Source organism: Rhodopseudomonas palustris, assembly GCF_003591005.1.
Classification (GTDB): Bacteria; Pseudomonadota; Alphaproteobacteria; order Rhizobiales; family Xanthobacteraceae; genus Rhodopseudomonas; species Rhodopseudomonas palustris_K.
Window position 1 is genome coordinate 17,578 of record NZ_QYYD01000005.1, and the last position, 26,939, is coordinate 44,516.

The window sequence follows — 26,939 nt, forward strand, 5'->3', positions numbered from 1 at the left end:
CTTTGACCTGCGGGCGTCCCCAGCGGGCGGGTTCACACGCCTGTCGCATCGCACGGCCGGCGCCCGGCGGGCAAGCGCTTCGCCCCGTGGCCGATTGCCCGGGATAGTCGATAGACCAGACCGGATCGGCCTGAATGCGGCAACGCCCCGGCGCTGCGGCTGGTGCCACATTGCAAGGTTTTGGCGCTGCGCCTGCAATTGCCGTCGATGAGCCTGCCGGATTTTCGTTGAACCTTTTGCCGCAACGCGCGGCCAACGCAGGTACCTCGGTAGCCTCACGGCGGATCAAGATCGCGTGCAGCGATCGCTGCGTCCCGCCTTTCCCAAAGGACTGACGATGATTGGATCTGTGATGATGTGCGCCAGCGTGGCGCTGTTTCTGCTCGGGATGCTCGGTGGCATCGTCATGGGCATCCAGCACGATTTCACGCTTGGGCCGGCCCACGCCCATCTCAACCTGATCGGCGGCGTGATGTTGTTCCTGTTTGGGCTGTATTATCGGCTGGTTCCAGGAGCCGCCGCTGGTCGCCTGCCCCGGATCCAAGGTGGGCTGCACATCGTCGGCGCGGTGTTGTTCCCGCTCGGCATCGCCCTTTCCATTACGCAGGGTCCGGCCTATATGCCCGTTCCGGTCGTCGGCTCACTGGTCGTGACCGCGGCTGTAGCGCTGTTTGGGATTATCGTGATCCGTACCGCCCGGGCCGAAGCGCGACCGCTGCGACATCCGCATCCGACCGACCGGCGCCACGGCCCGCACCCGGCGTCACATTCCCAGCCCTTCCATGGCATAGTGCAGCACAGCGATTCGTCCGGCGCAGGGCGCCGGCAGGACCTCAGGACAGACTCTCAGACTCATGGCCAAGGCATTAAAGGCTAGCTCGAAATCGAAACCCGACCTGTTCGGCGCGGCCCCCAAAGTCGCCGCCCCGCGGCCGCCGGCCAAGCCGGCTGGTGCCGAGGACGGCTACACCGCCGCCGACATCGAGGTGCTCGAAGGGCTTGAACCAGTCCGCCGCCGTCCCGGAATGTATATCGGCGGCACCGACGAGAAGGCGCTGCACCATCTGTTCGCCGAGGTCATCGACAACTCGATGGACGAGGCGCTGGCCGGCCACGCCACCTTCATCGAGGTCGAGCTCGGCGCCGACGGCTTCCTCACCGTCTCCGACAACGGCCGTGGCATTCCGGTTGATCCGCATCCGAAATTTCCGAAGAAGTCGGCGCTCGAGGTGATCATGTGCACGCTGCACGCCGGCGGCAAGTTCGACAGCAAGGTGTACGAGACGTCGGGCGGTCTGCACGGCGTCGGCGTCAGCGTCGTCAATGCGTTGTCGTCGCGTCTTGAAGTGGAAGTCGCGCGCAATCAGCAGCTCAGCCGCATGGTGTTCGCGCGCGGCATTCCGCAGGGCAAGCTGGAGAATCTCGGCAAGATCACCAACCGCCGCGGTACCCGCGTCCGCTTCAAGCCCGACACCGACATCTTCGGCGCCAAGGCGGCGTTCAAGCCGCAGCGTCTGTTCAAGATGGCGCGGTCGAAGGCGTACCTGTTCGGCGGCGTCAAGATCCGCTGGAAATGCGATCCCGAACTGCTCAAGGGCATCGAGGACGTCCCGGCCGAGGATGAATTCCACTTCCCCGGCGGCCTCAAGGATTTTCTGGCAGCCGCGATCCACACCGACACGCTGGTGCATCCCGACATTTTCGCCGGCAAGAGCGGCCGCAACGGCGCCCATGGCGCCTGCGAATGGGCGGTGGCGTGGACCGCGGACGCGGACGGCTTCATGTCGTCTTATACCAACACGGTGCCGACGCCGGACGGCGGCACCCATGAAGCCGGCATGCGCAGCGCCCTGCTCCGCGGCCTCAAGGACCACGCCGAACGCGTCGGCCAGGGCAAGCGCGGCGCTTTGATCACCTCCGAAGACGTCATGGTCGGCGCCGCGGTGATGCTCTCGGTATTCGTCCGCGAACCCGAATTCCAGGGCCAGACCAAGGACCGCCTCGCCACCGCCGAGGCCCAGAAGATTGTCGAACAAGCCATCAAGGACCCGTTCGACCACTGGCTGTCCGGCAACCCGGTGCAGGCCAACAAGCTCCTGGACTTCGTCATCGAGCGCGCCGAGGAGCGGCTGCGTCGCCGGCAGGAAAAGGAAATCTCGCGCAAGACCGCGGTGAAGAAGCTGCGGCTGCCCGGCAAGCTGGCCGACTGCACCTCGACCGCGGCCGAAGGCTCCGAACTGTTCATCGTCGAAGGCGACTCGGCCGGCGGCAGCGCCAAGCAGGCGCGCGACCGCAAGACGCAAGCTGTGCTCCCGTTGCGCGGCAAGATCCTCAACGTCGCCTCGGCCGGCAAGGACAAGGTGGTGGCGAACGCCCAACTGTCCGACCTGATCCAGGCGCTCGGCGCCGGCACCGGGGTGAACTATCGCGAGGAAGACCTGCGCTACGCGCGCATCATCATCATGACCGACGCCGACGTCGACGGCGCCCACATCGCCTCGCTGCTGATCACCTTCTTCTATCGGCAGATGCCGAAGCTGATCGACGAGGGCCACCTCTATCTTGCGGTGCCGCCGCTGTATCGCCTGACCCATGGCGCCAAGACGGTGTACGCCCGCGACGACGCCCACAAGGCCGAGCTGCTGAAGAAGGAATTCAACGCCAACGCCAAGGTCGATGTCGGCCGTTTCAAAGGCCTCGGCGAGATGATGCCGGCGCAGCTCAAGGATACCACGATGGATCCGGCCAAGCGCACCCTGCTCCGCGTCGTGCTGCTTCCCGACGACCGCGAAGGTACCGCCGACTCCGTCGAGCGCCTGATGGGCACCAAGGCCGAAGCGAGGTTTGCGTTCATCAGCGACAAGGCGGAGTTTGCCAGCGAGGAAATGCTCGACGTGTAGTTGGCGAGCGGCGCTGCTGCTTAACGCAGCTCTGCAACCTCTCTGCGAACGAAGCGTTGGATGGTGGTCTCGCAATTCGGGAGAACGCCATGTGGCGCACCGCGCTGGCCCTGACCACTTTCGCCCTGCTCGCCGCCACGCCCGCAGCGGCCCAAGCTCCTCTCGACTGGCAACGCTACAACGTCGCCGCCAACTCCGCCGCGGCTGACGTTCCGCGGGCGATCTTCAGCGAGGACGCGGGTCCTGCGACGGACGGCGCCGGCCGACGCTTTGCCAGCGCTGACGGTCGCGCCGATCTCACCGTGCAGGCGATCCCCAACGAGCGCGGCTTGTCTCCCTCGGCGTTTCTTGCAGCGCGCAATCCGCCGTCCGGGATCATTTACCGCCGCGTGACGCCGCGGTTCTTCGTCGTCTCCAGCGTTCGCGACGGCCGGATCTGGTACAATCGCTGCAACCGCGCCGCCGGCGCGATGCACTGCGTGCTGATGAACTACCCGGCCAGCGAAAAACGCAAATGGGATGCGGTTGTCACGCGGGTGAGCCGGTCGCTGCGCTGACAGCCGCCACCACAAGCCCTCCGTCATTGCGAGCACCCGGATCGGCGCTTCGCGCCGTCCGAGTGCAGGCTACGCGAAGCAATCCAGAGCCCCGCGCACAGCCTGGATTGCTTCGCTGCGCTCGCAATGACGACTGCTGTTAAGGTGCGGTACTCAGCTCGCATTGTCCTACGTTTCCGCCATAAGCAGCTTTGATCCTGCTTGAACAAGCCAGCGAAACTGTGCCTAATCGCCCCATGCGCACCCTGTTTCTCATCATCGGCCTGCTGGCCGTCGTCATGGGGCTGATCTGGACCGGCCAGGGCGCCGGGCTGATTCAGTGGCCGGCGCAGAGCTTCATGATCAACCAGTCGCAATGGATGTGGTACGGCGCCTCGACCGCATTCGGCGGGCTGCTGCTGATCCTGATCTCGCGCAAGGTGTGAGATTGGCGACGCCGTCGAAGAAGACGCTGAGTGCCGAGACGCTGGCTGGCCTCGGCGCGCGGCGATTGGCGGCGCTCTTGATGGAGATCGCGGCCGACGATGCGGCGATCAAGCGGCGCCTGCGACTGGAGTTGACCGCCCACAAGAATCCCGACGCCCTCGCTGCGGAGGTTCGCAAGCGACTCGGCCAGATCGGGCGCGCCACCTCACCGCTCGATACGCGACAGGCCCGCCAGCTCGCTTCCGAGCTCGACCGCCAACGCCGTACCATCGTTGAGCGGATTGCAAAGGTCGATGCCGCCGAAGCACTGAGCTTGATGTGGCAGTTCACCGATATGGCAACCGAAGTGGTCTATCGTTGCACCGATCGAGACGATCTCGTGGGCGACGTGTTCACGCAAGCCAGCGAGGATCTCGGACCGCTCGCCGCGGCGGCCAAGCTCGAGCCCGCCGTGCTGGCCAATCGGGCCTTCGAAGCCCTGCAACAGAAAAGCTACGGTCCCTACGGCAGGTTGATCGAGACGATTGCCCCCTCGCTGGGCGCCTCGGGTCTTGCCCATCTCGAAGCGCGGTTCAAGGACCTCGCCAAAGCTCCCGTCAAGACCCCCGCCAAGAGAAATCGCGAGGTGATCGGGTACAGCCTGGAAGGTCCGATCTACCAAGACGAGTTTGAACTGACTAATCGCGCGAGCATCATCCGCAACGCCTTGCTGCAGATCGCCGATGTGCGCGGCGACGTCGACTCCTACGTCGCGCAATTCGACGAGATCCAACGCAAGTCTCCCGGCGTCGCCACCGAGATCGCGCAACGACTGATCGCGGCCAATCGCCCGGCGGATGCGCTCAGCATTCTCGATGCCGCCCAACATCGCCGGCCGGATCTGCGCGTCGTCGACTGGGATGATACGCGGATCGATGCGCTGGACGCGCTCGGCCGCGATGACGAAGCCCAGGCAGCGCGCTGGTCGTGCTTCGAGCGCAGCCTCAGTTCGGAACATTTGCGCGCGTATCTGCAGCGCCTGCCGGATTTCGAAGACGTGGAAGCCGAACGCCGGGCGCTCGATCACGTCGAAACATATCAGCACCCAATCCGGGCCCTGGCGTTTCTGCTATCCTGGCCCGCCCATGAGCGCGCCGCACGGTTCATCATCCGGCACGCCGGCAAGCTCGACGGCAACATCTACGAGATCCTGTCGCCCGCCGCCGACGCGCTCGCCGGCAAACATCCGCTGGCGGCAACGCTGGCGTTGCGCGCGATGATCGATTTCACCCTCAAGCAAGATCGAACAGCGCGCTATCGTCACGCTGCCCGCCATTTGCTGGAATGTGAAAGCCTTGCTGCAGGCATCAGCGATTTCGCTGACTTCGACAATCACGTCACCTACAAGCTTCGCCTGCGCTCGGAGCACGGCCGCAAAGCAAGCTTCTGGAGCCTGCTCGCGGCGGACTAAGCCGATGCTGCCCTGCGGCTGCGCGCGATCATTCATTCGAATGACTTATTCGATCACAGCACAGTCACCCGAGATGGCCACGGCCGCCGGCGGATCGAGCCCATCCTGAAAAGTCATGCGCTCTGCCCCACAGGCTCCGAAGCTTCGCGCGGCGATCGATAATTCATGGCTTTCAGATCCGTAATTAAATCCGGACCGGCCGGCGTCCAGTCGAGCCGGCTTCGGGTCCAGGCGCTGGAGGCCAGCATATCCATCGTCATGAACGGAGCCAGCCAGGCGAAATGAGCGGCGGCCTCCCTCGCCGTCAAGGCGACCACCGGCACCCCGAGCCCCGCTCCGATGGTCTCTGAGATCCGGCGCAGGCTGATGCCTTCTTCGGCCACCGCATGATAGCGGGCGCCGGCCTGGTGATGGTCGAGCGCCAACCGATACAGCCGCGCCGCGTCATCGATATGCACCGCCGGCCAGCGGTTGCTGCCGTCGCCCACATAGGCCGAGACGCCTTTGGCGCGGCTGACGTCGATCAGCGGTGAGATCAGGCCCTGCCGCTCGGTGTCGTGCACCTGCGGCAGCCGCACCACCGCGACCGAGACGCCCTTGTCGGCCGCCTCCGCCCCGGCGCGCTCGCTGGCGATGCGTGGCAGCGCGTGGCTCCAATCCACCACGTCCTCCACAGCCGACTGTCCTGCTCCCCTGGCACCGATGCCAGTCGCCGATGTGATGATCAGCGGCCGGGTCGAACCTTTCAGCACCTCCGCCAGTGCGCCGATCACGCGCGCGTCCTTGGCGCAATTGTCGAGATAGCGCGAGAAGTCGTGGTCGAACGCCGTGTGGATCACCGCATCGGCCCGCTGGGCGCCGCGCGCGAGGCTACCGGCGTCTTCGAGCGTGCCGCGATACGGGCTGGCCCCCGCCTCGGCCAGCCAACGCTCGCCCGCGTCGGAGCGGGTCAGCCCGATCACCTGGTGGCCAGCGGCAAGCAATTCTTTCAGCACATGCGATCCGACGAAACCGGTCGCACCAGTCAGAAATACACGCATCGAAACCCTCTGTGTTTTTGCGTCTTCCGCGAATTTCGCGCTATGCTTCGTCCTGTTAAAGTCGTGACATTATCCTGGTATAAGTCTCAACAGGCTCGCACATGGCCGGTGACCACAACGCCCTTGGGTCGTATCTGCGCAGTCGCCGCACCCGGCTCGATCCCGCGGTGCTTGGCTTTGCCGGCGGCCGACGTCGCACGCCCGGGCTGCGGCGGGAGGAAGTCGCGCAGCGCGCCAATATCAGCGCCACCTGGTACACCTGGCTCGAACAAGGCCGCGGCGGCGCACCATCCGCCGCGGTGCTCGATCGCATCGCCAAGGGCCTGATGCTAACCGAGCCTGAGCGCGCGCATTTGTTCATGCTCGGCCTCGGCCGGCCGCCGGAAGTGCGCTACACGCCGGCCGACGGCATCACGCCGCGGCTGCAGCGCGTGCTCGACGCCATGCCGTTCAGCCCGGCCATCATCAAGACCGCGACCTGGGACGTGCTCGGCTGGAACAAGGCGGCCGCTGCGCTGCTCACCGACTATGGCCAGCTGCCGCGCGAGCAGCGCAATATCCTGCGCCTGATGTTCGGGACCGCGCGCAAACGCGTGCGGCGCGAGGATTGGAGCAGCGTGGCGCGCTTCGTGGTCGGCGCCTTCCGCGCCGACGTTGCCCGCGCCGGCGCCGCCGACACCGATGAAGTCACGCGGCTGGTCGATGAGTTGTGTTTGCTCAGCGCCGAATTCGCGGCGTTGTGGCAGAACAACGACGTGGTCGCGCACGGCGAAGGCGTCAAATGCATCACCCACCCCGAGGCCGGCCGTCTCGACCTCGAGTTCTCGTCCTTCGCAGTCGAAGGCCGACCCGACCTCGGCATGATCGTCTACAATCCGGCCACGCCGCAGGTTGCCCAGCGCGTGCGTGAGCTGATCGAGGCGAAGGCGGACTGATCAGGTCGTTTGCATTACGGCGCCTGCGGCGAGCGCACCCGCTCGGCCCGCACGCCCAGCCCGATCAGCATCGCAGGAAACCGCTGCAGCCACGGCACGGCATCGACCAGCCGCAGCAGCGCCGGCGGCGTCGGCTTGCCCTTCAGCGCCGGGTTGATGATGCGGTCCTGCACCGCGACCTGCGCGCCCTGAATGATCCTCACCGGCAGCAGCCGGCGCGCCTGCACGGCGCCGAGGTCTGCCAGCGTCACCCCGCCGCGCTGCAGCTTTTCAGCCAGCAGATTGGCGGTCGCGACCGCATCGGCGATCGCCAGATTGATGCCGACGCCGCCGACCGGCGACATCGCGTGCGCGGCGTCGCCGATGCACAACAGACCGGGCCGCGCCCAGCGCTTGAGCCGGTCGATCGTCACGGTCAGCAGCTTGACGTCGTCCCAACTACCCACATCGGCGATATGCGGGCGCAGCGCCGGCACGATGTCGACGATGCGTTCGCGAAACGCGTCAAGGCCGCGCGCCTTCACGGCGTCCGCCTGCCCCTTGGCGATGACAAAGGCGCATTGCCAGTAATCGCCGCGATCGATGGTGACAAGGAAGCCGCCCTCGGCGGCGTGCAAAAACGCCGGAGCCAGCGCCTGCTGCGCGCGGCCGATGCGAAACCACAGCACGTCGATCGGCGCGCCGATGTCCTCGACCTCGAGCCCGGCACAGCGCCGCACTACCGAATGGCGGCCGTCACAGCCGATGACGAGATCGGCCTCGATCCGGAGTTCGCCGTCCGGCGACCGCGCGATCACGCCGGCGATCCTGTCGCCGTCGCGAATGAGGTCCGTGGCCTCGGTCCGCCGCAGCAGCCGTAGCGACGGCAGCTTGGCGCCCTGCTCGGCGAGAAAATCGAGAAACTCCCATTGCGGCATCATCGCGATGAAGCGCGCCGGCACGTCGAGCCGGCCGAAATCGGCCACGCGCAGATAGGTGCCGCCGAAATCGCCGCCAATGCGGCTGAGCTCCTGATGCGGTCGTTGTAGAAATTGCTGCAGCAGCCCGAGATCGTCGAGCACCCGCATGGTCGACGGATGCACGGTGTCGCCGCGAAAATCGCGCAGAAAGTCAGCGTGCTTCTCCAGCACGATCGTGTCGATGCCGGCGCGGCCGAGCAGATAGCCCAGCATCATCCCAGCCGGTCCGCCGCCAACGATGCAGCAACGGGCTTGCAAGATGCGTCCGCTTGAGTGAGACGAAGAAGCTTCGTTCATGGCGTCCTTCGTCTCCTCGGCCGACTGGTCGTCGTGGTCGTCATTCCCACCTATGGGTCTATTACTTCCGGAACGTCTTGATCTCCGACACGCTCCCGTCGCGATAGGTCAGCTCGACCGAGACCGATTTGACGTTCGACGGCAGCTTCAAATACGGCGTGGCGCTGCTCGGGATGTTGACCGGGTCGCGCATGTCGCAGGCCGGCATCTTCAGCACCTTGTCAGGCACGGCGCTATCGACGCCGATCCGCACCTCGCGGATGGCGCAGCGATACGACATCAGATGCGTGTAGTACACCAGGAGCCCGTTGTAGTCCCGGAACGACAGCCAGCTCGTCGCCGTCATGTCGAGGATCTTGCGCTGATCGCGCAGCAGCGCCGCCTCGGGTTCGAACCGGATCGGGAACGGCCCTTGCAGTTCGCCCTGCGCATCGACGTAGCGCACCTCGATGGTCGAGGCCGGCGCATCGGCGGGAAGTTGGATGGACGGGTTCGGCAGCCGCTTGCGGGTGCGCGGATCGAGCGAGTCCATGAAGCCGGTCTCGCGGAAATCGCCCTCGCCGGCCATCCGCCACGAAATGCCCAGCGTCGGGTCGGCGATCGAGAACACCACGGTCCAGCCGCCATTGTGGCGCGAGAAGCTGGCGATCGGCGCGTTCAGGCTCTCCGACGACGGCGGCTTCAGCGGTGCTACCGGCGGCAGTGCCGCGACCTTTTCGGGTGCCTCACCCGGCGCGGCGGCGCTTGCGGCCGGCTTTGCCGGACCGTTGAGAAATACGTCGTCGACCATCTGGTCGAAATACACCGGCACCTGCTTGTGGCCGACGCTGTCGGCCATCTCGCTGACCAGCCGCCGCGTGCGCTGCGCCACCTGCACGAGATTGTCGCCGGGGTCCCTGATCTGCTTGGCGAAGACGCGCGTGAAAACCGAGTTCGGGTTGGCGTCACTGTCCGACAGCCGGTCGAGCGCGGTCTGCCGCGGGCCGGCGGAGAAGATCGAGAACACGCCCTCGGGCAGCGTGGTCATCGGCGCGAGGCCGCCGCGCCCGGCCAGCGCGCGCACGCCGCGGCGGTCGAACGGATTGTTGCGGCAGGCATCGAGCACCAGGATCGCGGTGCGGGCGCCGCGGTTCTGCAGCCGGTCGACAATCCGGTCGGCCATGATCGAGGCGTCGCGGACCAGTTCTTCCTGGCCCTCGGTGGCCGCGGGCACGTCAGTCGGCAGCAGGAAATTCTGGCCGGCGATCTCGAAGCCGTGGCCGGCGTAGAAGAAGAACGCGGTGTCGCCCGGCTCGATGACATTGTCGAACGCGAGCAGACTTTGGCTGAAGGCGGCGCGGCTCTGATTCTCGGCGACCATCACCTGAAAGCCGAGCGCGCGGAGCGTGTCGCCCATGGTGCGGGCGTCGTTGACCGCCTTCTGCAGCTTCGGCACGTGGCGATAATCGTCATTGCCGATCACCAGCGCGACGCGCTTGGCGGCCTCGGCCGGCGCGCAGATCAGCAGCGCTACAGCTACAACGATCGCCGATATCCCCCGCAGCAACAGCGATCGCATTCCCGGGTCCCCGATCAGTCGTGCGGCCGGATCGGGCCGCTGCGCCATAGTCGGCCAAAAGCCGAAGCGGGTTCAACCCAAAAGGCCAGCGCTCACCCGGCCGACATCATGCCTGCGCCGAAGTTGCAACCCGGCGCCGAAGCGCCGGGCCGGCACTCCAGTGCTACGCCGAGCGAACATTGCTCAAAAATCGGCCGACCTCGTCCTTCAGCCGATTGCTGTCTCGCGACAGCGACCGTGCGGCCGCCAGCACCTGGACCGAAGCCGAGCCGGTCTCGGTCGCGCCGCGCTGAACATCGACGACGCTGCCGGACACCTGCTGCGTGCCCAGCGCCGCCTGCTGCACGTTACGCGAAATTTCCTGCGTCGCCGCGCCCTGTTCCTCGACCGCCGAGGCGATCGTCGAAGCGATCTCCGACATCTTTGAAATCGTCTGCCCGATCTCGCGGATCGCCACGACCGACTGATCGGTCGCCGATTGGATACTGCCGATCTGGGCGCTGATCTCGCCGGTGGCCTTTGCGGTCTGTTCGGCCAGCGCTTTCACTTCAGATGCCACCACGGCGAAGCCACGTCCGGCTTCGCCGGCGCGCGCGGCCTCGATCGTGGCGTTGAGCGCCAGCAGGTTGGTCTGACCGGCGATGGTGTTGATCAGCTCGACGACGTCGCCGATCCGGGCCGCGGCCTGCGACAGCTCGCTGACGCGCTCGTTGGTCCGCTGCGCCTGAGCCACCGCCTCGCAGGCGATCCGGGCGGAGTCCTGAACCTGGCGGCTGATCTCGGTCACCGACGACGCCATCTCCTCGGTCGCGGAGGCGACCGATTGAACGTTGGTCGACGCTTCCTCGGAAGCTGCAGCGACCGCGGTGGTGACCTCCTGCGCGCGCTCCGCCGTCGATGTCAGCGTCGTCGCCGAGGCTTCGAGTTCGGTGGAGGCGGACGACACCGTCTGGATCACTTCGCCCACCGCGGCTTCGAAATCGCCGGCAAGCTTCGCCATGTCCTGCTTGCGCTGCTCGGCGATCCGGCGATCCTGCTCGGCCTTGGCCGCCGCTTCCTGCCGCGCCTTATCGTCCAGCATCAGCTTGATGCCGTTGACGGCGTTGGCGGTCTGTCCGATCTCGTCGCCGCGGTCGGTGCCGGCGATCTCGACCTGCTGACCGCGCGCCATCGATTGCAGATCGCCGACCAGGCGGGCAAGCGGACGCGCAACACCGAACTGCACGAGTGCGAACGCCATGGCCAGGACTGCGACGAAGCCGCCGCCGACGAGCACGATCGTGAGCTTGATCGTACTCGCGACGTCGGCCGCTGCGGCGCGGGACTTCTCGGCGAATTCCTTGTCGAGCTTCTGCGTGATCGCAACCTGCGCCGATCGCAACGCGTGGTTGTCCGTTGCCATCTCCTTGGCGAGTCGGATCGCCTCGTCCTTCCTGTTGGCCGCAGAGGCCCATTCGATCGGCGGGAATTTCCCGGTCATGATGTCGTCGAACATCTTGCCGATCTGCTCGAAGTCGGCGGCGTAGGCCGGCAGCGCCCGCTTCGCAAGCGCGATGAAATCGTTGAACTCGCGCTGGTTCGTCGCGACTTCGGCGCCGACCTTCTGCATCTCGGCGGGATCGGTTTCGGCGATCACACGCCACGACAGACGTCCGAGATTGTAGACCCTCGCATTGGCACGGAAGTTCGCCTTCATGCCCTGCACGTCGTTCTCGAGCATCGCCGCATAGGTGCGGTCGATCTCGTCCATCTTCGCGGCGGAGAACCAGAGGCCGAAGCCGACCACCAGACTGAGCAGGACAAAACACGCGAGGATTTTGTAGAGGATCTTGATGTTGGACAGCTTCATTGTCGGTACCCCGATAAATTGTGTCAACGTGCCGCAGCTGCGCAACTACGCAATCTGCGAAGTGAACCCACCCCACACGCGCGCGGACGTGGTGCAGCGACTGCAACGGCTGCATGACGACGAGATCCAGCCGAGTCGCCGTCGTTCGATTCGGCCACTGCGCGTGCGTCGCTTTGCGGTTGGCGCAATGCCCCACTGTCTAGCGGACGGCAGCTAATCGGCCGTAAGTACAAAATACGTCACCGAAGGACAGAAACCGGATTCCGGTTGTGCAGACACAACCTTTGATCGACTAATGCCGCGAAAGGGCGTTGTGATGCGGTGATGATTGGTGAAACGGAGACGCCCCCGATCGGGGAGCCGCTGCAAGACTTTCCTCTGATGCACTGCCACGACCCGGTCGAAGCGCAAAGCATTCTGCGGCGCTACGGAGTCGACCTGATCGTTCCGGATCAAAACGGCTTCTTCCTGAGATCCAACCTTGCCGAACTTCCGCAAACGGGTTTGTACTTCACCGTCGGCAGAGGATCTGCGACGCTCAGCATTCCCGAGCGCCACATCGCTCTTGTCCATCTTTGCCTTCGCGGCCGCGCGCGGCTGACCAGCGGCGAACAGGTCGTTGAACTGTCCGAGGGCGCCGCGTGCATCTGCTCGCCTGGTCGGGCTGCCCAGCTCGAGATGGGAGATGGCTTCAGCCAATTGATCCTGAGGATTCCGCAACCCGTCCTCGAGCGCACGATCGCTTCACTGATCGGCTTCAGGCCGCAGCAGCCGATCATGTTCGAACCCGCGATCGCTCATCGCGACCCGCGCTATCTCGGATTCCGGGATCTGACCAGATTGCTCGCCGCGCGGCTCGACGCACAGTTTCTGGCTTGGCCGAAGAACGTGCTGCTGCAACTCGAACAGAGCTGTATCACCGCGCTGCTGTACTGCAGCCGCCACAATCTTCACCGCCTGCTGGACACCGAAGGCAGCGAAGCGCTGCCTCAGTTCGTTCTGAAGGCGGAGAACTACGCGGAAGGCCGCTGCGCACACGCGCGTGGCATGGACGAGATCACCGTCGAGGACCTGGCTCGCAAGGCGGGCGTCAGCGTCTCGACGCTGAACCGCGGCTTCGTTCGCCATCGCGGCTACTCGCCCTCCGCCTTTCTCAAGCGGCTGCGGCTGGCGCACGCGCGGCGGCTGCTTGAAGCCGGCGCGGCCACCACCGTCGTCGGCGTCGCGCTCCGGTGCGGCTTCGCCAATCCGAGCCGCTTCGCGAACGACTACCGGGCGGCGTTCGGCGAGTCGCCGACCGAAACGCTGCGGCGGAGCCGCTGATACGGCCGTTAAAACTGCAGGAATATTAAGCTTTTCGGCCGTTTCATCGTCTGGTGCATTGACTTTACGCGATTCCGGCCTATGTTCCGGCCGTGATGCGGCCCGGTATCGACTAGCGATATCCCGATTGAGCCGCCTGTCCGCGACCGACATCCCCGTGCAACATTGCTTGCCGCTCCGGGGCTGAGCGCGACAGTGATTTCCGAGAAATCCTGGCGGCGGTTTCATCAAGTGGCGTGATCCTTGCAATCGTCGTTCGGATCGGATCGCGTCGACAACAGAGGCTCAATGTCCTTTTCCAATCTCGGCCTTTCAGACAAGGTCCTCGCTGCCGTCGCGGCAAGCGGTTACACTACCCCGACCCCCATTCAAGAACAGGCGATCCCCCACGTCCTCGCCCGCAAGGACGTCCTCGGCATCGCCCAGACCGGCACCGGCAAGACCGCAGCCTTCGTGCTGCCGATGCTGACGATGCTGGAAAAGGGCCGCGCCCGGGCACGAATGCCCCGCACCCTGATCCTCGAGCCGACCCGCGAACTCGCCGCCCAGGTCAAGGAGCAGTTCGACAAATACGGCGTCGGCCAGAAACTCAACGTTGCGCTGCTGATCGGCGGCGTCTCGTTCGGCGATCAGGACACCAAGCTGATGCGCGGTGTCGACGTGCTGATCGCCACCCCGGGCCGGCTGCTCGACCACACCGAACGCGGCGGCCTGTTGCTGACCGGCGTCGAGATGCTGATCATCGACGAAGCCGACCGCATGCTCGACATGGGCTTCATTCCGGACATCGAGCGGATCTGCAAGCTGGTCCCCTTCACCCGGCAGACGCTGTTCTTCACCGCGACGATGCCGCCGGAAATCCGCCGCGTCACCGAAACATTCCTGCACAATCCCGAAAAAATCGAAGTTTCCAAGCCGGCGTCCACCGCCGTGACGGTGACGCAGTCCCAGGTGCCGTGCGGGCGCGAGCCGCACGAGAAGCGCGAGACGCTGCGCCGCCTGATCCGGGCGTCGACCGACCTCAAGAACGCGATCATCTTCTGCAACCGCAAGCGCGAAGTCGCGCTGCTGGCGAAGTCGCTGCAGAAGCACGGCTTCAGCGTCGGCGCGCTGCACGGCGACATGGACCAGTCGGCCCGCACCGCCGCGCTCGATCAGTTCCGCAAGGGCGAACTGCCGATCCTGGTCGCCTCCGACGTCGCGGCCCGCGGCCTCGACATTCCGGAAGTCAGCCACGTCTTCAATTTCGACGTGCCGCATCATCCCGACGACTACGTCCATCGCATCGGCCGGACCGGCCGCGCTGGCCGTCTCGGCACCGCCATCTCGATCGTCGCCCCGTCCGACCAGAAGTCGATCGCCGCGATCGAGAAGCTGATCGGCAAAGAAATTCCCCGCGCCGAAGCGGGCCCGGTCGGCGATGTCGAGGACGAACACGAGCGCCCCGCGCGTTCGTCGCGCCGCTCGTCCGGGTCGCGCCACCGCGAGCCTCGCGAAGCCCGGGGCGAGGATCGCGCACCGCGTGAGGCTCGCGAGCCCCGTGAACAGCGCGACGCTCCTGAGCCGCGCGAACATCGCGAGCCGCGGAACGAAGGTCGCCGCGAGCCTCGTGACGCGCGCAAGCCGCGCCGCGAGCCGCGTAGCACCCCTGCTGTTGCAGCGCACGCCTCGTTCGGCTCGGCGCCGCCGCCGCGCGACACGTCGTCCGAACCCGGCGATCACTCGCACCTGCCGGCATTCCTGCTCCGTCCGGTCCGCGCCCGCGGGTAATCGGCGAGGCTGATCCCTCGGATATTTACGCGGCATTCACCGCCACACCTTAGCCTCACAGCAAGTAAGGCAGGGCCAGAATCGGCCGGTGGACGCGGTGGCTGCGATGCAGGATGAACACGAGCGCAGCTTGGCGTTTGCCGAGCTCGCGCTGAATCAGATCAAAGCGCTGCGGCAGCCCGCCATGCCGCGCAACTACGAGATCTGGTACGTCTACGCCACCGGCTACAATGTCGAGCTGAACCAGGCGATCAACGAGGCGCTGACGACCGGTGGTCGTCTCACCGACGCCGACCTCGAACGCCTTCACGACTGCTACCTCTCGCACGGCCGCACCAACGATCGCATCGACCGCATCGGCGCGCGCGTGCTGAGCGAGATCGACGACATGATGTCGCTGCTCGCCGACACGCTGGGCACCACCGCGACCTTCGGCGACAATCTGGAAGGCGCCAGCCAGACCCTGTTGCTCGCCACCGATCACGAACAGATCAAGACAATCGTCGAGCGCCTGGTATCGGCGACCCGCGAGATGCAGCAGGCCAACACCGCGCTCGAGGACCGGCTCTCCAATTCGCGGCGGGAAATCAGCAACCTCCAGACCAACCTGGAAGCGATCCGTGCCGAAAGCGTCACCGACCCGCTGACCGGCCTCGGCAACCGCAAGCATTTTGACCGCGTCGTCAGTGACGCCGTCCGCACCGCGTCCGTCAGCCGCCGCCCGATGTCGCTCCTGATGATCGACATCGATCACTTCAAATCGTTCAACGACACCTACGGCCATCTCACCGGCGATCAGGTGCTGCGGCTGGTGGGGATGACGCTGAAGCAGACCATCAAAGAGCGGGACATCCCGGCCCGCTATGGCGGCGAGGAGTTCGCCGTCGTGTTGCCCGAGACGCCGCTGCGCCAGGCCCTGATGCTGGCGGACGACATTCGCCGTGTGGTGATGTCGAAGGAGCTGAAGAAGAAATCGACCGGCGAAATTCTCGGCCGGGTCACGCTGTCGGTCGGCGTCTCGACGCTGAAACCCGACGACGACGCCGACGCCCTGATCGAACGCGCCGACGCCTGCCTTTACTCGGCCAAGCGCAACGGCCGTAACCGCGTCATCTGCGAAACCGATCCGGAATTCCGCAAAGTCCAGCCTGCGAGAGTGGCATAACGCGCGTTACTACGCGCGGCGTTGCCGCGGCTTCAATTTCGGCGTCGTCGCCTTGGCGACGCGCGGCTTGCTGCTTGGCTTGCGCGCCTTCTCCAGCGCCGCGCGCTCGGCTGCGGCCAGCGCTGCCCGCGACCACATGGCAAATTCGTCCGGCTCGTCGAGCAGCCGGTCCGGCAGCCGCCAATACGAGGCGACCGTGACGGTTCGCAGCCGGGTCGTGTAGGAGAACGGCCGCGAGCCTTCGGCCTCGAACTTGGCGATCGTCGCCGCGTCGGCGCGCAGATAGATCGCGTCTTGAATCACCAGCGCAAAATTGACGCCGTCGGCCGAGATCCCAAATCCGGAAAACATCCGCCGGATCGTGACCCGGCCGAACGGCTCGAACAAATCGGCGAGATGATCACGATCCATCGGCGTCCGGGCCTCCTCCGCTTTGCTCGCAACCCGATCAGCATAGCAAGCCAAAAGCCGCAAGCGACGTTCGATCGGCTTGGGGAGCGCGCGGCCCAGTACGAGGCGTCGCCTCACCCCCGGGCGACCCAGTTCCAGAGCGGTTGGTCTCAATTTATGAGGTCAGCCGTCAACGCCGAACGCTGACTCTCTGCATACTGGATCACCCGCATGCGCTGGTGACGACGACCACCGTGGATGGCGGCACGCAGCACGGCGCCCCTTCGAACTACTTCTTCACCGGCGCGTAGAACGTGCCGTCAATCTCGGCGATGTCGCCCTGATCGAGCGCCGGCACCTGCAGCACGGTGCGCGGCGGGTATGGCCCATCGCCCCAGATGTCCTTCTGCACCTTGTTGACCAGCGGGCGATATTTGGCGACGTCGGTGACGAATACAGTCAGGCGCACCGCGTCGGCCTTGGTGGCGCCGGCGGCTTCGGCGGCGGCCAGCATGTTGTCGAACATCCGGCGCACGCGCGCCTCGTCGCCGTCGACCATCTTGCCGGTGACACGGTCGGTGCCGCGCATGCCGCCGATGAACACGAAATCGCCGGCGCGCGCGCCGATGCTCCAGGTGCCGCTCGGCGTGATGGTCTTGTCGGTCGGCGCGATGATCTGCACGGCGCTCTCGGCGGCGGCAGCCATGGGCACGGCGGTGACAGCGACGGCGGCGAGTAGCAGCGCGCGCAGCGAAGTGGTCATGCGGTTTCCTCCTTGTGGTCGGTTGTGAACGGTTCGGTCTGACGCCGGCGCCAGAACGGCGCGGCGGCGAAGCGAGGCTCGGACGCGTACATCGCCCGCTGCGTCGCGAGCTGATGGCTGACGCCCTGCAAATAATCGCGCTCATAGGTTGAGGCGACGCCGGCCTCGCCCCTGATCAGCGCGAGCGCGGCCGCGGCCGCGTGCAGGCCGCTCCACAACGCGGTGGCGATGCCGTTGGCGCCGACGGGGTCGAGCGCCGCGGCTGCGTCGCCGGCGCGAACGATACGGCCTTCGATCAGACGGCTGACGGTGACCGAGGCGGCCGGCGCCATCGCCGGCGCTGCGCCGGCCGCGACGGCGTCGAGCCCGAGACTACCCAGCCGCGGCGCGATCGCGTGCGTGCCGGCCGCAAGGCCCGCCCAACGCGCGCCATCCTGCGCGACGCCGGTGGGAAGCAGATCGGAGTCGGTGAATAGGCCGAGCATCATGCGGCGGCCCGGCAACGGCGACATGTACCACCAGCCGAGTTCGACCGCTTCGACCAGTGTCGCCGCCGCGGTGTCGGCATCGTCCGGCAGATCGAGCACGCGCCACGCCGCGACCAGCCGGTCGAGCCGCCGGCGCTCGGCGGCGGCGCCGGACGACAGCGCAGCGCGGCCGGTGCAGTCGATCGCCGCCGCCGCCGAGATGGTTGCGCCGTCAGCCAGAGTGAGCTCTACGCCGCCGGGCCGATGCGTCATCGCCGTCACGCTGCTACTGATCCGCTCGACGTTGCCGGCGAGCAGCGCGGTGCGCATCAGGCGTTCGAATTGCACGCGGTCAAGGTGATAGCCGAGGCCTTCGTGATCGGGTGCCTTGCGCAGCGTCGCGTCACCCCACACCGAGAACCGCCCCTCGCCCGGCAGCGCGCTATCGGCGTCGAGCAGATGGCTCCACTGCAGCGCTTCGAGCAGCGTCGTCGCTTTCGGCGACAGCGTCTCGCCGCGGTTCGGCACCGCGGGATCGGGACTGATCAGGATCGGCCTGTGCCCGACCAGCAGCAGCCGGCGGGCGGCGGATAGTCCCGCCACCCCGCCCCCGATCACCGCAACCCTATCCATGCGCGATCAGCGTGACGGAATCGGCTCGACGATATCCATCGAGCCGCGCTGCACTTCGACGAACACCTGGTCGGGCACGCCGGCCAGCCCCTTCGGACCCGGCCGCTTCACCACCACGCCCATCCGCGTCCACAGCTCGATCATGCGGCGCAGGCCGTCGGTGTAGCCGGCCTCGACATGCAGACCGATGCCGGCGGCGCCACGCGCCCACGGCACGCGCATGTGATAAAATCGCAGCCGCTCCTCTTCGGTGAGGTCGGTGCGCATCATCTGCTTGTAGAACGCCTCGGGCAGCACATCGACTGGCAGCAGCGCCGGCCACCACACCGGCGTCGGGAAGCCGGTCGCGGTCAGCACCGCCTGGCAGCTGAACGCGTCGCCCTGCCACGGCACGCCCATCCAGCGCGTCAGATCGCCGGGCGCCTGCGGGCCGATCGGCGAGCCTTGGTCCGGCTTGGCCGGATTGCCGGTGAAGACGTTATCGACGTTGAGCTGGAGGCCGAGATCCTGGTTGAGCGTCTTGCGGCCCGACAGCGCGATACGGAACGGCAGCTTGGTTTCGTTCGGGCCGCGATACAGCGCCTTGTGGCGGATCGGCCAGGTGATCTCGACGCCGGGGTGGAAGGCGCCGCCCGAGCAGGCGTCGAGCGCCGCGCGGGTCATTGCTTCCGGACGGAGTTCGACCGGAAGATCGTCGAGCGTCTTCACCGCGTCCGCCGCGGCATTCACGTAGTCGGCGTCGAACTTGCCGTCGACCCACAATTCGAGCACGCGGTACTGGGTCGGCGTCAAAGCCAGCCAGGAATGCGCGCTGTCTGGGTAATTGACGCCGTCGCCGAGCATGATCGGGATCGCGTTGCCGCGTCGATCCTCGCCACCCGGCTTGCGGAAGACGTCGAACACGCGCTTGCGCTCCGCCTGCGCGTCGGCCGACGACTTCGCCAGCGTCTCGATCACCTTCGGGTCGGACAGATCGCCGATGTCGTGCCAGGCCGCGCCGAGGAACGATGCCGCCGCGACCCATTGCATGGTGCCGGCACGGCGCAGGATCGGCAGCACGTCGCGGCGGAACGACACCTTGTCGGCCGGCGCCTGCAGCTGGCCGAGGTCGATCATCGCCTCGCGCGCCGCGTCGTACAGCGTCACGATCGGCTCGAGCTGCGGCGCGAATTTCGGCCCGCAGCACACCACCCAAGCCGGCTCGGCCTCGACGGTCTGGCCGTCGATGCTGACGCTGGCCTTGACCCAGCCGTCGGCCCAGTCGTCGTGCCAGCCGTCATTGTTGGTGAAGTCGCGCACCGGGTTCTGCGGCAGCGCCGAGCGCGACACGCCCTCGGCGGCGAACACCAGCAGGCGACCCTTGTCATCGGTGCGCAGATGGCCGAGCGAGACGTCGAGCGTCTGCCAGAACCGACCCTTGAGTTTGTACTTGTCGTCGCCGCCGGCGCCGTTCACCGAGGCGCCTGAGATCGCGATAGCGCCGGGATCGATGCACAGCATCTGGTCGCGCTTGTCGAGCGGGATGAAGGCATTGCGCTGCGGGTTGGGCACGCCCGGCATGCTGGCGCCGCGGTCGAGCGCGTTGCTGAAGCCGTACCAGGTCGCCTTGGTGTTGGCGGCGTGCACGGTCCATTTCGCCGACGCCGCGTCGATCTCGCGCACGACGCGGCCTTGGTCGTCGTAGCCGAACAGCCGGAAGCGCTGCACCTGCTTCTTGATGCGGCCGCGGGAGTCCTTGAAGCCGCCCTCCGGCTCGTCGAGCAGGCCGGGCACCTCGGGTGCCAGAAACCAGTCGTCGGCATTGCCGACGCGGGAAAAGCCGATGGCCGGGAAGATCGCGACCTTGGCAATCTTGGCGCCCTGCGGCGCGGCCTGCTGGGCATGCAGCGACGATATCGCCGCTTTGCCGAGGATCGGACCGCTAAGCCCCAGCGCTGCAGCCCCGAGCAGAAAGTCACGGCGTTTCATACGAACTCCCCTGCAAATGTCTTGCAGGAGTTATTCGCGATCGCCTCTTAATTCCAACTTAATGGAACATGCAGGGACTGAGCATCAAGTTCGTCAAACGAGCTTCAACAGCACTCATAGGCTATGAGCAGAAGCGTCTGGCGCTTCCTCAGCCATCGATCTCGGCTGGCTTCAACTCCACCGACTCGCCACAGCCACAGGCCGAGATCTGGTTCGGATTGTTGAAGACGAACTGCGCCTGCATCTTGTCGGCCTTGTAGTCCATCTCGGTGCCGAGCAGGAACAGCACGGCCTTCGGATCGACCATGATCTTGACGCCCTTGTCCTCGATCACTTCGTCGGTCGGCTTGATGTCGTGCGCGTAGTCCACCGTGTAGGACTGCCCGGCGCAGCCGCCGTTCTTGATGCCGACGCGCAGGCCGAGGATCTCGCTGTCGGCGCGGCCCATCAGCTCCTTGACGCGCGTCGCCGCAGCGTCAGTCAGCCGCATCACCTGCGGGCGCGGCCGGCGGGCCGGCTTGGCCGGGGTCGTTGGCGTCGCTTCCGTCATCGTGTCCATCCTCGTAGCGGTTCAAGGCCGCTCGGTTGGCTGATTATCTAAGACCCTCACCCCGTCATTGCGAGCGCAGCGAAGCAATCCAGCTCAGTGCACGTGGCATGGATTGCTTCGTCGCTGCGCTCCTCGCAATGACGGCGCGCCTGTTGCAAGCCTTCACCACATATTCAGCACGAGTCGCGCTTCGTCGCTCATGCGCTCGGGCGTCCACGGCGGCTCCCAGACGATGTTGACGTTGACAACGCCGACGCCCGGCACCGAGGCCACGGCGTTCTCGACCATCGTCGGCAGTTCCGCCGCGGCCGGGCAGTTCGGCGTCGTCAGCGTCATATCGAGGTCGACGGTGCGGTCGTCCTTGATCTCGACCTTGTAGATCAAGCCCAACTCGTAGATGTCGGCGGGGATTTCCGGGTCGAACACCGTCTTGAGCGCACCCACGATTTCGGTGCCGAGCCGCTCGGTCTCCTCGGGCGGCAGCGCCGAGACGGTCTGCATATTGGCTTTGGCCTCGATCGTATCGGTCATGCGAACAGATCCCGCGCCTTGATCAGCGCCTGTGCGAGTTGGTCGACATCTTCACGCGTATTATACATGCCGAACGACGCCCGGCACGTCGCCGTCACCTGGAAACGCTCCAGCAGCGGCATCACGCAGTGGGTTCCCGCGCGCACCGCAACGCCCTGGCGGTCGATCACCGTGGCGACGTCGTGCGGATGCGCCCCCTTCATTTCGAAGGAAATCACCGGGCCCTTGTTCTTGGCAGCGCCGATGATCCGCAGCGAGTTGATTTCGCGCAGCCGTTGCTCGGCATAGGTCAAAAGATCGTGTTCGTGCGCGGCGATGCGCTCCTTGCCGATCGAATTGACGTAGTCGATCGCGGCACCCAGCCCGACCGACTCGACGATCGCCGGGGTTCCGGCCTCGAAGCGGTGCGGCGGGTCGCCATACGTGACCCAGTCCTGCGCCACTTCGCGGATCATCTCGCCGCCGCCGTTGTAGGGGCGCATCTGCGCCAGCACGTCGTACTTCCCGTACAGCACGCCGATGCCGGTCGGGCCGTACAGCTTGTGACCGGTCATGATGTAGAAGTCGCAATCGATGTCCTGGACGTCGATGGTCAGGTGCACCGCGCCCTGGCTGCCGTCGACCAGAACCGGAATGCCGCGATCATGCGCGATCTTCACGACCTCCTTGACCGGCACGATGGTGCCGAGCGCGTTGGACATCTGGGTGATCGCCACCAGCTTGGTCTTCGGCGTCAGCAGCTTCTCGAATTCGTCGATCAGGAAGTTGCCCTCATCGTCGACCGGCGCCCATTTCAGCACGGCGCCCTGGCGCTCACGCAAGAAGTGCCACGGCACGATGTTGGAATGGTGCTCCATGATCGAGAGCACGATCTCGTCACCCTCGCCGATGTTCGGCGAACCGTAGGACGACGCGACCAGGTTGATGGCCTCGGTGGCGTTGCGGGTGAAGATGATCTCTTCCGGCTTACGCGCGTTGAGGAAGCCCTGCACCCGCGCGCGGCCGCCCTCGTAGGCCTCGGTCGCGGCGTTGGCGAGATAATGCAGGCCGCGATGCACGTTGGCGTATTCGCTCTCATACGCCTTGGTCATCCGCTCCAGCACCACGCGCGGCTTCTGCGCCGACGCGGCGTTGTCGAGATACACCAGTCGCTTGCCGTAGACTTCGAGCCCGAGCGCCGGAAAATCCTCGCGCACGCGGGCGACGTCGTAGGAGCCGTTGCTAACTGCGGGATGCGCCATGACCGTACTAACTTTCAACTGTCTTCAAGATGTCCGCAGGAAGTAGCCACACCGTCAGTGCGAGGAGCGAAGCGACGAAGCAATCCAGCTCAGTGCACGGAATTCCTGGATTGCTTCGCTGCGCTCGCAATGACGATCTCATTGGCTATACTACCCCCGCGCCGCCAGCCAGCGCTCCGCCGCACCGATTGCCAGCGTGCGCAGATTGTCGTCGGCGATCGCTTCGATCGCCTCGCCGACGAAGGCCTGGATCAGCAGCGCCTCGGCTTCCTTCTCGGGAAGACCGCGGGCGCGCAGATAGAACAGCAGCTGATCGTCGAGCGCGCCGATCGCGGCGCCGTGGCCGCAGGTGACGTCGTCGGCAAAAATCTCGAGCTCGGGCTTGTTGTCGGCCTCGGCGTCGTCGGACAGCAGCAGCGCCCGCGTCATCATCTTGGCGTCGGTCTGCTGCGCCGGCTGGCGCACGTTGATGCGGCCCTGGAACACCGAATGGCCGCGATCATCCACCACCGCGCGAAAACCTTCGCGGCTGACGCAATGCGGCACGTCGTGGTTCATGGTCAACGTGGTGTCGGCGTGCTGGGTGCCGTTGAGCAGATTGACGCCGTTGGTCTCGACCCGGGCATGCTCGCCGGCGATCGTCACGGTCGACGAGTAGCGGCTGACCAGCGAGCCGGTGTTGACGCCGACCACGCCGTAATGCGCCTGGGTGCCGACGCGGACTTCGGCGGCCGAGATATTGAAAGCGTCGCGCGCGTCCTCGATCAGGCGGACATGATCGAGCCGTGCGCCGTCGCCGATGCTGATCACGGCTGCGTCGTGGACCTGATAGGCGCCGGCGCCCTCACCTGCGACGTAGCTCTCGACCAGCGTCGCGGCCGCATTCTTGCCGAGTTGCAGCAGCGAGCGGGTGAAGCTTGCTGTCCTCGTGCTGCTCGCCGCGATGTGGACGACGTGCAGCGGCTGCGCCAGCTTGATGCCATCGGCGATGTCGATCACCACACCGTCGGTCATCAGCGCGGTGTTGAGCGCGACCATCGGATCGGCGGTGCCGAGCGACAGCAGGCGTTCGTCGCCGGCCGCCAGCGCGTCGCGCAGGCTGCGGATCGACAGGCCCTGCTCAAGCGCCGCCAGATCGGACAACTCAGTCACCAGGACGCCGTCGACCAGCACCAGCCGGCGGACGCCGTCGATGCCGTGCAGCTTCAACACCGCCTCAGCGCGGGCCAGCGCGGCGGCGTCCGGCGCCGGCGCGATCGGCAGCACCTCGCGCATCAGCGCGCGCAGGTCAGTGTACTTCCAGTCCTCGATCCGCCGATGCGGCAGGCCGATCAGCTGAAACTGATCGAAGGCACGGCGCCTTGCGTCGGCGACCTTGCCGGCGCCCGGCTGGCCGGCCAGCACGCTCGCGAAGTTCGCGCCTGCGACGTCTGCCTTGTCGGTCTTCGCCAATGCGATATTCATGATCAAATCCTCGGCGTCAGGCCGCCGCTTCCTGATACTGGGCGTAGCCGTTGGCTTCGAGTTCGAGCGCCAGCTCCTTGCCGCCGCTCTTCACCACCTTGCCCTTCGACATCACGTGCACATGGTCGGGCACGATGTAATCGAGCAGCCGCTGATAGTGGGTGATCACGACCATGGCGCGGTCCGGCGTGCGCAGCGCGTTGACGCCTTCCGAGGCGATCCGCAGCGCGTCGATGTCGAGGCCGGAGTCCATTTCGTCGAGAATGCACAGGCTAGGCTGGAACAGCGCCATCTGCAGTACCTCGTTGCGTTTCTTCTCACCGCCCGAGAAGCCGACATTGACGCCGCGCTTGAGCATCTCCTGCGGGATGCCGAGCGAGGACGCGACCTCGCGCACCCGGCGCAGGAAATCCGGCGTCGAGAACTCGTCCTCGCCGCGCGCCTTGCGCTGCGCGTTCAGCGCGGTGCGCAGGAACGTCATGGTGGCGACACCCGGGATTTCGACCGGATACTGGAAGGCCAGGAACACGCCCTTGGCGGCGCGCACATCCGGCGCCATTTCCAAGAGGTCCTCGCCCTTGAACAGGATCTGCCCGCCGGTGACTTCGTAGCCCGGCTTGCCGGCGATGACGTGGCTCAGCGTCGATTTGCCGGAGCCGTTCGGCCCCATAATGGCGTGGACTTCGCCGGCGTTCACCGTGAGGTTCAGCCCATGCAGAATCTCCCGATCCGCGACGCTGACCTTGAGATCATTGACTTCGAGTAGTGCGGGCATCGATGCTTCCTTTTATCTCAATCGGGGATGCGCGGCGCACGCGCTTCCCTGCAATTTAGTCCACGAGATCGAGCCGCTTTTCGATGCGGTCAAGTCAGGTTTTGATCACCGCGATATCGCTGTGATCGTGCTCAACGAGGGTCACGAGGCCGGCGAGATATTGTCGGACGGTTGTCATTTCCGCGCTCAGCGTGCTGATCCGGTCCGACATCTTCGCCATGTCGCTGCGGATCTCGCGAAGATACTCAAGCACCAAACTGTCTGGCTCGACCATCACGCAGCTCCGTCCTGTTCTCCAATACGGCTACCGGCAGACGACCCTGACGAGTTGGCTCACGCGAAGCGCACTTGCCGCTTCGCCTAGCCGACACTCCCCTCGAGCGAGATCGAGATCAGCTTCTGGGCTTCAACGGCGAACTCCATCGGCAGTTGCTGGAGCACGTCCTTGACGAAGCCGTTGACGACGAGGCCGACGGCCTCCTCCTGCGATAGGCCGCGCTGAATGCAGTAGAACAGCACGTCTTCGGAGATCTTCGACGTCGTAGCTTCGTGCTCGAACAGCGCCGAGGAATTCTTCGCTTCGATGTACGGCACTGTATGCGCGCCGCACTGGTCGCCGATCAGCAGCGAGTCGCAGGCGGTGAAGTTGCGCGTATTCTTGGCCTTGCGGTGCGCGGTGACGAGGCCCCGATAGGTGTTCTGCGATCGGCCGGCCGCGATACCTTTACTGATGATCCGGCTCGTGGTGTTGTTGCCGAGATGGATCATCTTGGTGCCGCTATCGACCTGCTGATAGCCGTTCGAGATCGCGATCGAATAGAACTCGCCGCGCGAATTATCGCCGCGCAGGATGCAGCTCGGATATTTCCAGGTGATCGCCGAGCCGGTTTCGACCTGGGTCCAGGAGATCTTCGAATTGGCGCCGCGGCAGTCGCCCCGCTTGGTGACGAAGTTGTAGATGCCGCCCTTGCCTTCCGAATTGCCCGGGTACCAGTTCTGCACCGTCGAGTACTTGATCTCGGCGTCGTCGAGCGTGACCAGTTCGACCACCGCGGCGTGCAGCTGGTTCTCGTCGCGCTGCGGCGCCGTGCAGCCTTCGAGATAGCTGACGTAGGAGCCCTTGTCGGCGATGATCAGCGTGCGCTCGAACTGGCCGGTGTTGCGCTCGTTGATGCGGAAATAGGTCGACAGCTCCATCGGGCAGCGCACGCCCGGCGGCACGTAGACGAACGAGCCGTCGGAGAACACCGCGGAGTTCAGCGTCGCGTAGAAATTGTCCGAGGTCGGCACCACCGTGCCGAGATATTTCTTCACCAGATCCGGATGTTCTTTGATGGCTTCCGAGATCGGCATGAAGATCACGCCGGCCTTCTTCAGCTCGGCCTGGAACGTGGTCGCCACCGACACCGAATCGAACACGGCATCGACCGCGATCTTGCGGCTCGGCGTGTCCGGTCCGCCCGGCGCCGGCTCGACGCCTTCGAGCAGCGCGACTTCGCGCAGCGGAATGCCCAGCTTCTCGTAGGTCTTGAGGATCTCCGGATCGATCTCGTCGAGCGAGCCGACGGTCTTCTTCGGCTTCGGCGCCGAATAGTAATAGAGATCCTGGAAGTCGATCTTCGGGTAGTTCACCCGCGCCCAGGTCGGCTCGGTCATCGTCAGCCAGCGACGATAGGCCTCGAGCCGCCACTGCAGCATCCAGTCCGGCTCGTTCTTCTTTGCTGAGATGAAGCGGACGATGTCTTCCGACAGCCCCTTCGGAGCCTTGTCGGACTCGATCAGCGTCTCGAATCCATAACGATATTGATCAACGTCGATCTGGCGAACCCGATCGACGGTCTCTTGGACGGCAGCCATTTAAACCTCCGCTCGCGGTTTCAAGGACCGCGGTGGATCTGCTGGAACATGCTTACACGATCCGGCGCGGG

General features: G+C 65.6%; 24 protein-coding genes. 9 read left to right on the forward strand and 15 right to left on the reverse strand.

Annotated features, from left to right (window positions below; translation table 11 throughout):
• Positions 1-295 precede the first annotated feature (295 nt).
• The 5 genes from D4Q52_RS26725 (at position 296) to D4Q52_RS06210 (ending at position 5,333) form a co-directional block, all read left to right on the forward strand.
• Positions 296-877, forward strand: a complete 582-nt coding sequence (locus tag D4Q52_RS26725) for a cbb3-type cytochrome c oxidase subunit I (protein ID WP_234831097.1) — start codon at positions 296-298, stop codon at positions 875-877.
• On the forward strand, positions 855-2,900 hold the full coding sequence (gene parE, locus D4Q52_RS06195; RefSeq protein ID WP_119855687.1) for a DNA topoisomerase IV subunit B: 2,046 nt from the start codon (positions 855-857) through the stop codon (positions 2,898-2,900). The genes D4Q52_RS26725 and parE overlap by 23 nt, the downstream gene beginning before the upstream one ends.
• Before the next feature lie 89 nt (positions 2,901-2,989).
• Positions 2,990-3,457: a hypothetical protein gene (locus D4Q52_RS06200; RefSeq protein ID WP_119855688.1), complete on the forward strand. Its 468-nt coding sequence runs from the start codon at positions 2,990-2,992 to the stop codon at positions 3,455-3,457.
• Positions 3,458-3,693: 236 nt separating this feature from the next.
• On the forward strand, positions 3,694-3,882 hold the full coding sequence (locus D4Q52_RS06205) for a hypothetical protein (RefSeq protein ID WP_119855689.1): 189 nt from the start codon (positions 3,694-3,696) through the stop codon (positions 3,880-3,882).
• Positions 3,883-3,884: 2 nt separating this feature from the next.
• Entirely contained in the window at positions 3,885-5,333 is a 1,449-nt protein-coding gene (locus tag D4Q52_RS06210; protein ID WP_119855690.1) for a DUF6880 family protein, read from the forward strand.
• Between the two features lie 113 nt (positions 5,334-5,446).
• Here D4Q52_RS06210 and D4Q52_RS06215 read toward each other — a convergent pair whose 3' ends face one another.
• A complete protein-coding gene (locus D4Q52_RS06215) occupies positions 5,447-6,373 on the reverse strand; it encodes an SDR family oxidoreductase (protein WP_119855691.1) in 927 nt (308 codons plus the stop codon).
• Between the two features lie 101 nt (positions 6,374-6,474).
• Between D4Q52_RS06215 and D4Q52_RS06220 the strand changes: the two genes are divergently transcribed.
• Entirely contained in the window at positions 6,475-7,308 is an 834-nt protein-coding gene (locus D4Q52_RS06220; protein WP_119855692.1) for a helix-turn-helix transcriptional regulator, read from the forward strand.
• A 14-nt stretch (positions 7,309-7,322) separates the two neighbouring features.
• Here the strand turns inward: D4Q52_RS06220 and D4Q52_RS06225 are convergent, their stop codons facing one another.
• From D4Q52_RS06225 to D4Q52_RS06235, 3 genes are all read right to left on the reverse strand, one after another.
• Positions 7,323-8,564, reverse strand: coding sequence for an FAD-dependent oxidoreductase (locus tag D4Q52_RS06225; RefSeq protein ID WP_119855693.1), 1,242 nt, complete (start codon positions 8,562-8,564; stop codon positions 7,323-7,325).
• Positions 8,565-8,625: 61 nt separating this feature from the next.
• Positions 8,626-10,122 (reverse strand): caspase family protein, encoded by a 1,497-nt coding sequence (locus tag D4Q52_RS06230; protein WP_119855694.1) that lies wholly within the window; start codon positions 10,120-10,122, stop codon positions 8,626-8,628.
• 163 nt (positions 10,123-10,285) lie between these two features.
• Positions 10,286-11,971 (reverse strand): methyl-accepting chemotaxis protein, encoded by a 1,686-nt coding sequence (locus tag D4Q52_RS06235; protein WP_119855695.1) that lies wholly within the window; start codon positions 11,969-11,971, stop codon positions 10,286-10,288.
• A 381-nt stretch (positions 11,972-12,352) separates the two neighbouring features.
• Between D4Q52_RS06235 and D4Q52_RS06240 the strand changes: the two genes are divergently transcribed.
• The 3 genes from D4Q52_RS06240 to D4Q52_RS06250 all read left to right on the forward strand — a co-directional run bounded on the left by D4Q52_RS06240 (position 12,353) and on the right by D4Q52_RS06250 (position 16,229).
• Positions 12,353-13,294 (forward strand): AraC family transcriptional regulator, encoded by a 942-nt coding sequence (locus tag D4Q52_RS06240; RefSeq protein WP_234831099.1) that lies wholly within the window; start codon positions 12,353-12,355, stop codon positions 13,292-13,294.
• Positions 13,295-13,582: 288 nt separating this feature from the next.
• Entirely contained in the window at positions 13,583-15,064 is a 1,482-nt protein-coding gene (locus D4Q52_RS06245; protein ID WP_119855697.1) for a DEAD/DEAH box helicase, read from the forward strand.
• 97 nt (positions 15,065-15,161) lie between these two features.
• Entirely contained in the window at positions 15,162-16,229 is a 1,068-nt protein-coding gene (locus tag D4Q52_RS06250) for a GGDEF domain-containing protein (protein WP_119855858.1), read from the forward strand.
• Positions 16,230-16,238: 9 nt separating this feature from the next.
• On the opposite strand, the gene D4Q52_RS06255 is transcribed toward D4Q52_RS06250, so the two are convergent.
• The 11 genes from D4Q52_RS06255 to sufB form a co-directional block, all read right to left on the reverse strand.
• On the reverse strand, positions 16,239-16,640 hold the full coding sequence (locus tag D4Q52_RS06255; RefSeq protein ID WP_119855698.1) for a TfoX/Sxy family protein: 402 nt from the start codon (positions 16,638-16,640) through the stop codon (positions 16,239-16,241).
• Positions 16,641-16,908: 268 nt separating this feature from the next.
• Positions 16,909-17,382 (reverse strand): RidA family protein, encoded by a 474-nt coding sequence (locus D4Q52_RS06260; protein WP_119855699.1) that lies wholly within the window; start codon positions 17,380-17,382, stop codon positions 16,909-16,911.
• Positions 17,379-18,482: an NAD(P)/FAD-dependent oxidoreductase gene (locus D4Q52_RS06265; RefSeq protein WP_119855700.1), complete on the reverse strand. Its 1,104-nt coding sequence runs from the start codon at positions 18,480-18,482 to the stop codon at positions 17,379-17,381. The genes D4Q52_RS06260 and D4Q52_RS06265 overlap by 4 nt, the downstream gene beginning before the upstream one ends.
• 6 nt (positions 18,483-18,488) lie before the next feature.
• Positions 18,489-20,450, reverse strand: coding sequence for a CTQ-dependent glycine oxidase GoxA (gene goxA, locus D4Q52_RS06270; protein ID WP_119855701.1), 1,962 nt, complete (start codon positions 20,448-20,450; stop codon positions 18,489-18,491).
• Positions 20,451-20,598: 148 nt separating this feature from the next.
• Positions 20,599-21,000: a Fe-S cluster assembly scaffold SufA gene (sufA, locus tag D4Q52_RS06275; protein ID WP_119855859.1), complete on the reverse strand. Its 402-nt coding sequence runs from the start codon at positions 20,998-21,000 to the stop codon at positions 20,599-20,601.
• 162 nt (positions 21,001-21,162) lie between these two features.
• Entirely contained in the window at positions 21,163-21,531 is a 369-nt protein-coding gene (locus tag D4Q52_RS06280) for an SUF system Fe-S cluster assembly protein (RefSeq protein WP_054163221.1), read from the reverse strand.
• Complete coding sequence (locus tag D4Q52_RS06285; protein WP_119855702.1) at positions 21,528-22,772, reverse strand: cysteine desulfurase; 1,245 nt, start codon at positions 22,770-22,772, stop codon at positions 21,528-21,530. The genes D4Q52_RS06280 and D4Q52_RS06285 overlap by 4 nt, the downstream gene beginning before the upstream one ends.
• Before the next feature lie 150 nt (positions 22,773-22,922).
• Positions 22,923-24,236, reverse strand: coding sequence for a Fe-S cluster assembly protein SufD (gene sufD, locus D4Q52_RS06290; protein WP_119855703.1), 1,314 nt, complete (start codon positions 24,234-24,236; stop codon positions 22,923-22,925).
• A gap of 16 nt (positions 24,237-24,252) precedes the next feature.
• The gene (gene sufC, locus D4Q52_RS06295; RefSeq protein WP_119855704.1) at positions 24,253-25,011 is read right to left on the reverse strand and encodes a Fe-S cluster assembly ATPase SufC; all 759 of its coding nucleotides are present in this window, start codon (positions 25,009-25,011) and stop codon (positions 24,253-24,255) included.
• Positions 25,012-25,105: 94 nt separating this feature from the next.
• Positions 25,106-25,285 (reverse strand): hypothetical protein, encoded by a 180-nt coding sequence (locus tag D4Q52_RS06300; protein ID WP_119855705.1) that lies wholly within the window; start codon positions 25,283-25,285, stop codon positions 25,106-25,108.
• Positions 25,286-25,371: 86 nt separating this feature from the next.
• Positions 25,372-26,868 (reverse strand): Fe-S cluster assembly protein SufB, encoded by a 1,497-nt coding sequence (gene sufB, locus D4Q52_RS06305; RefSeq protein ID WP_119855706.1) that lies wholly within the window; start codon positions 26,866-26,868, stop codon positions 25,372-25,374.
• Positions 26,869-26,939: the final 71 nt, after the last annotated feature.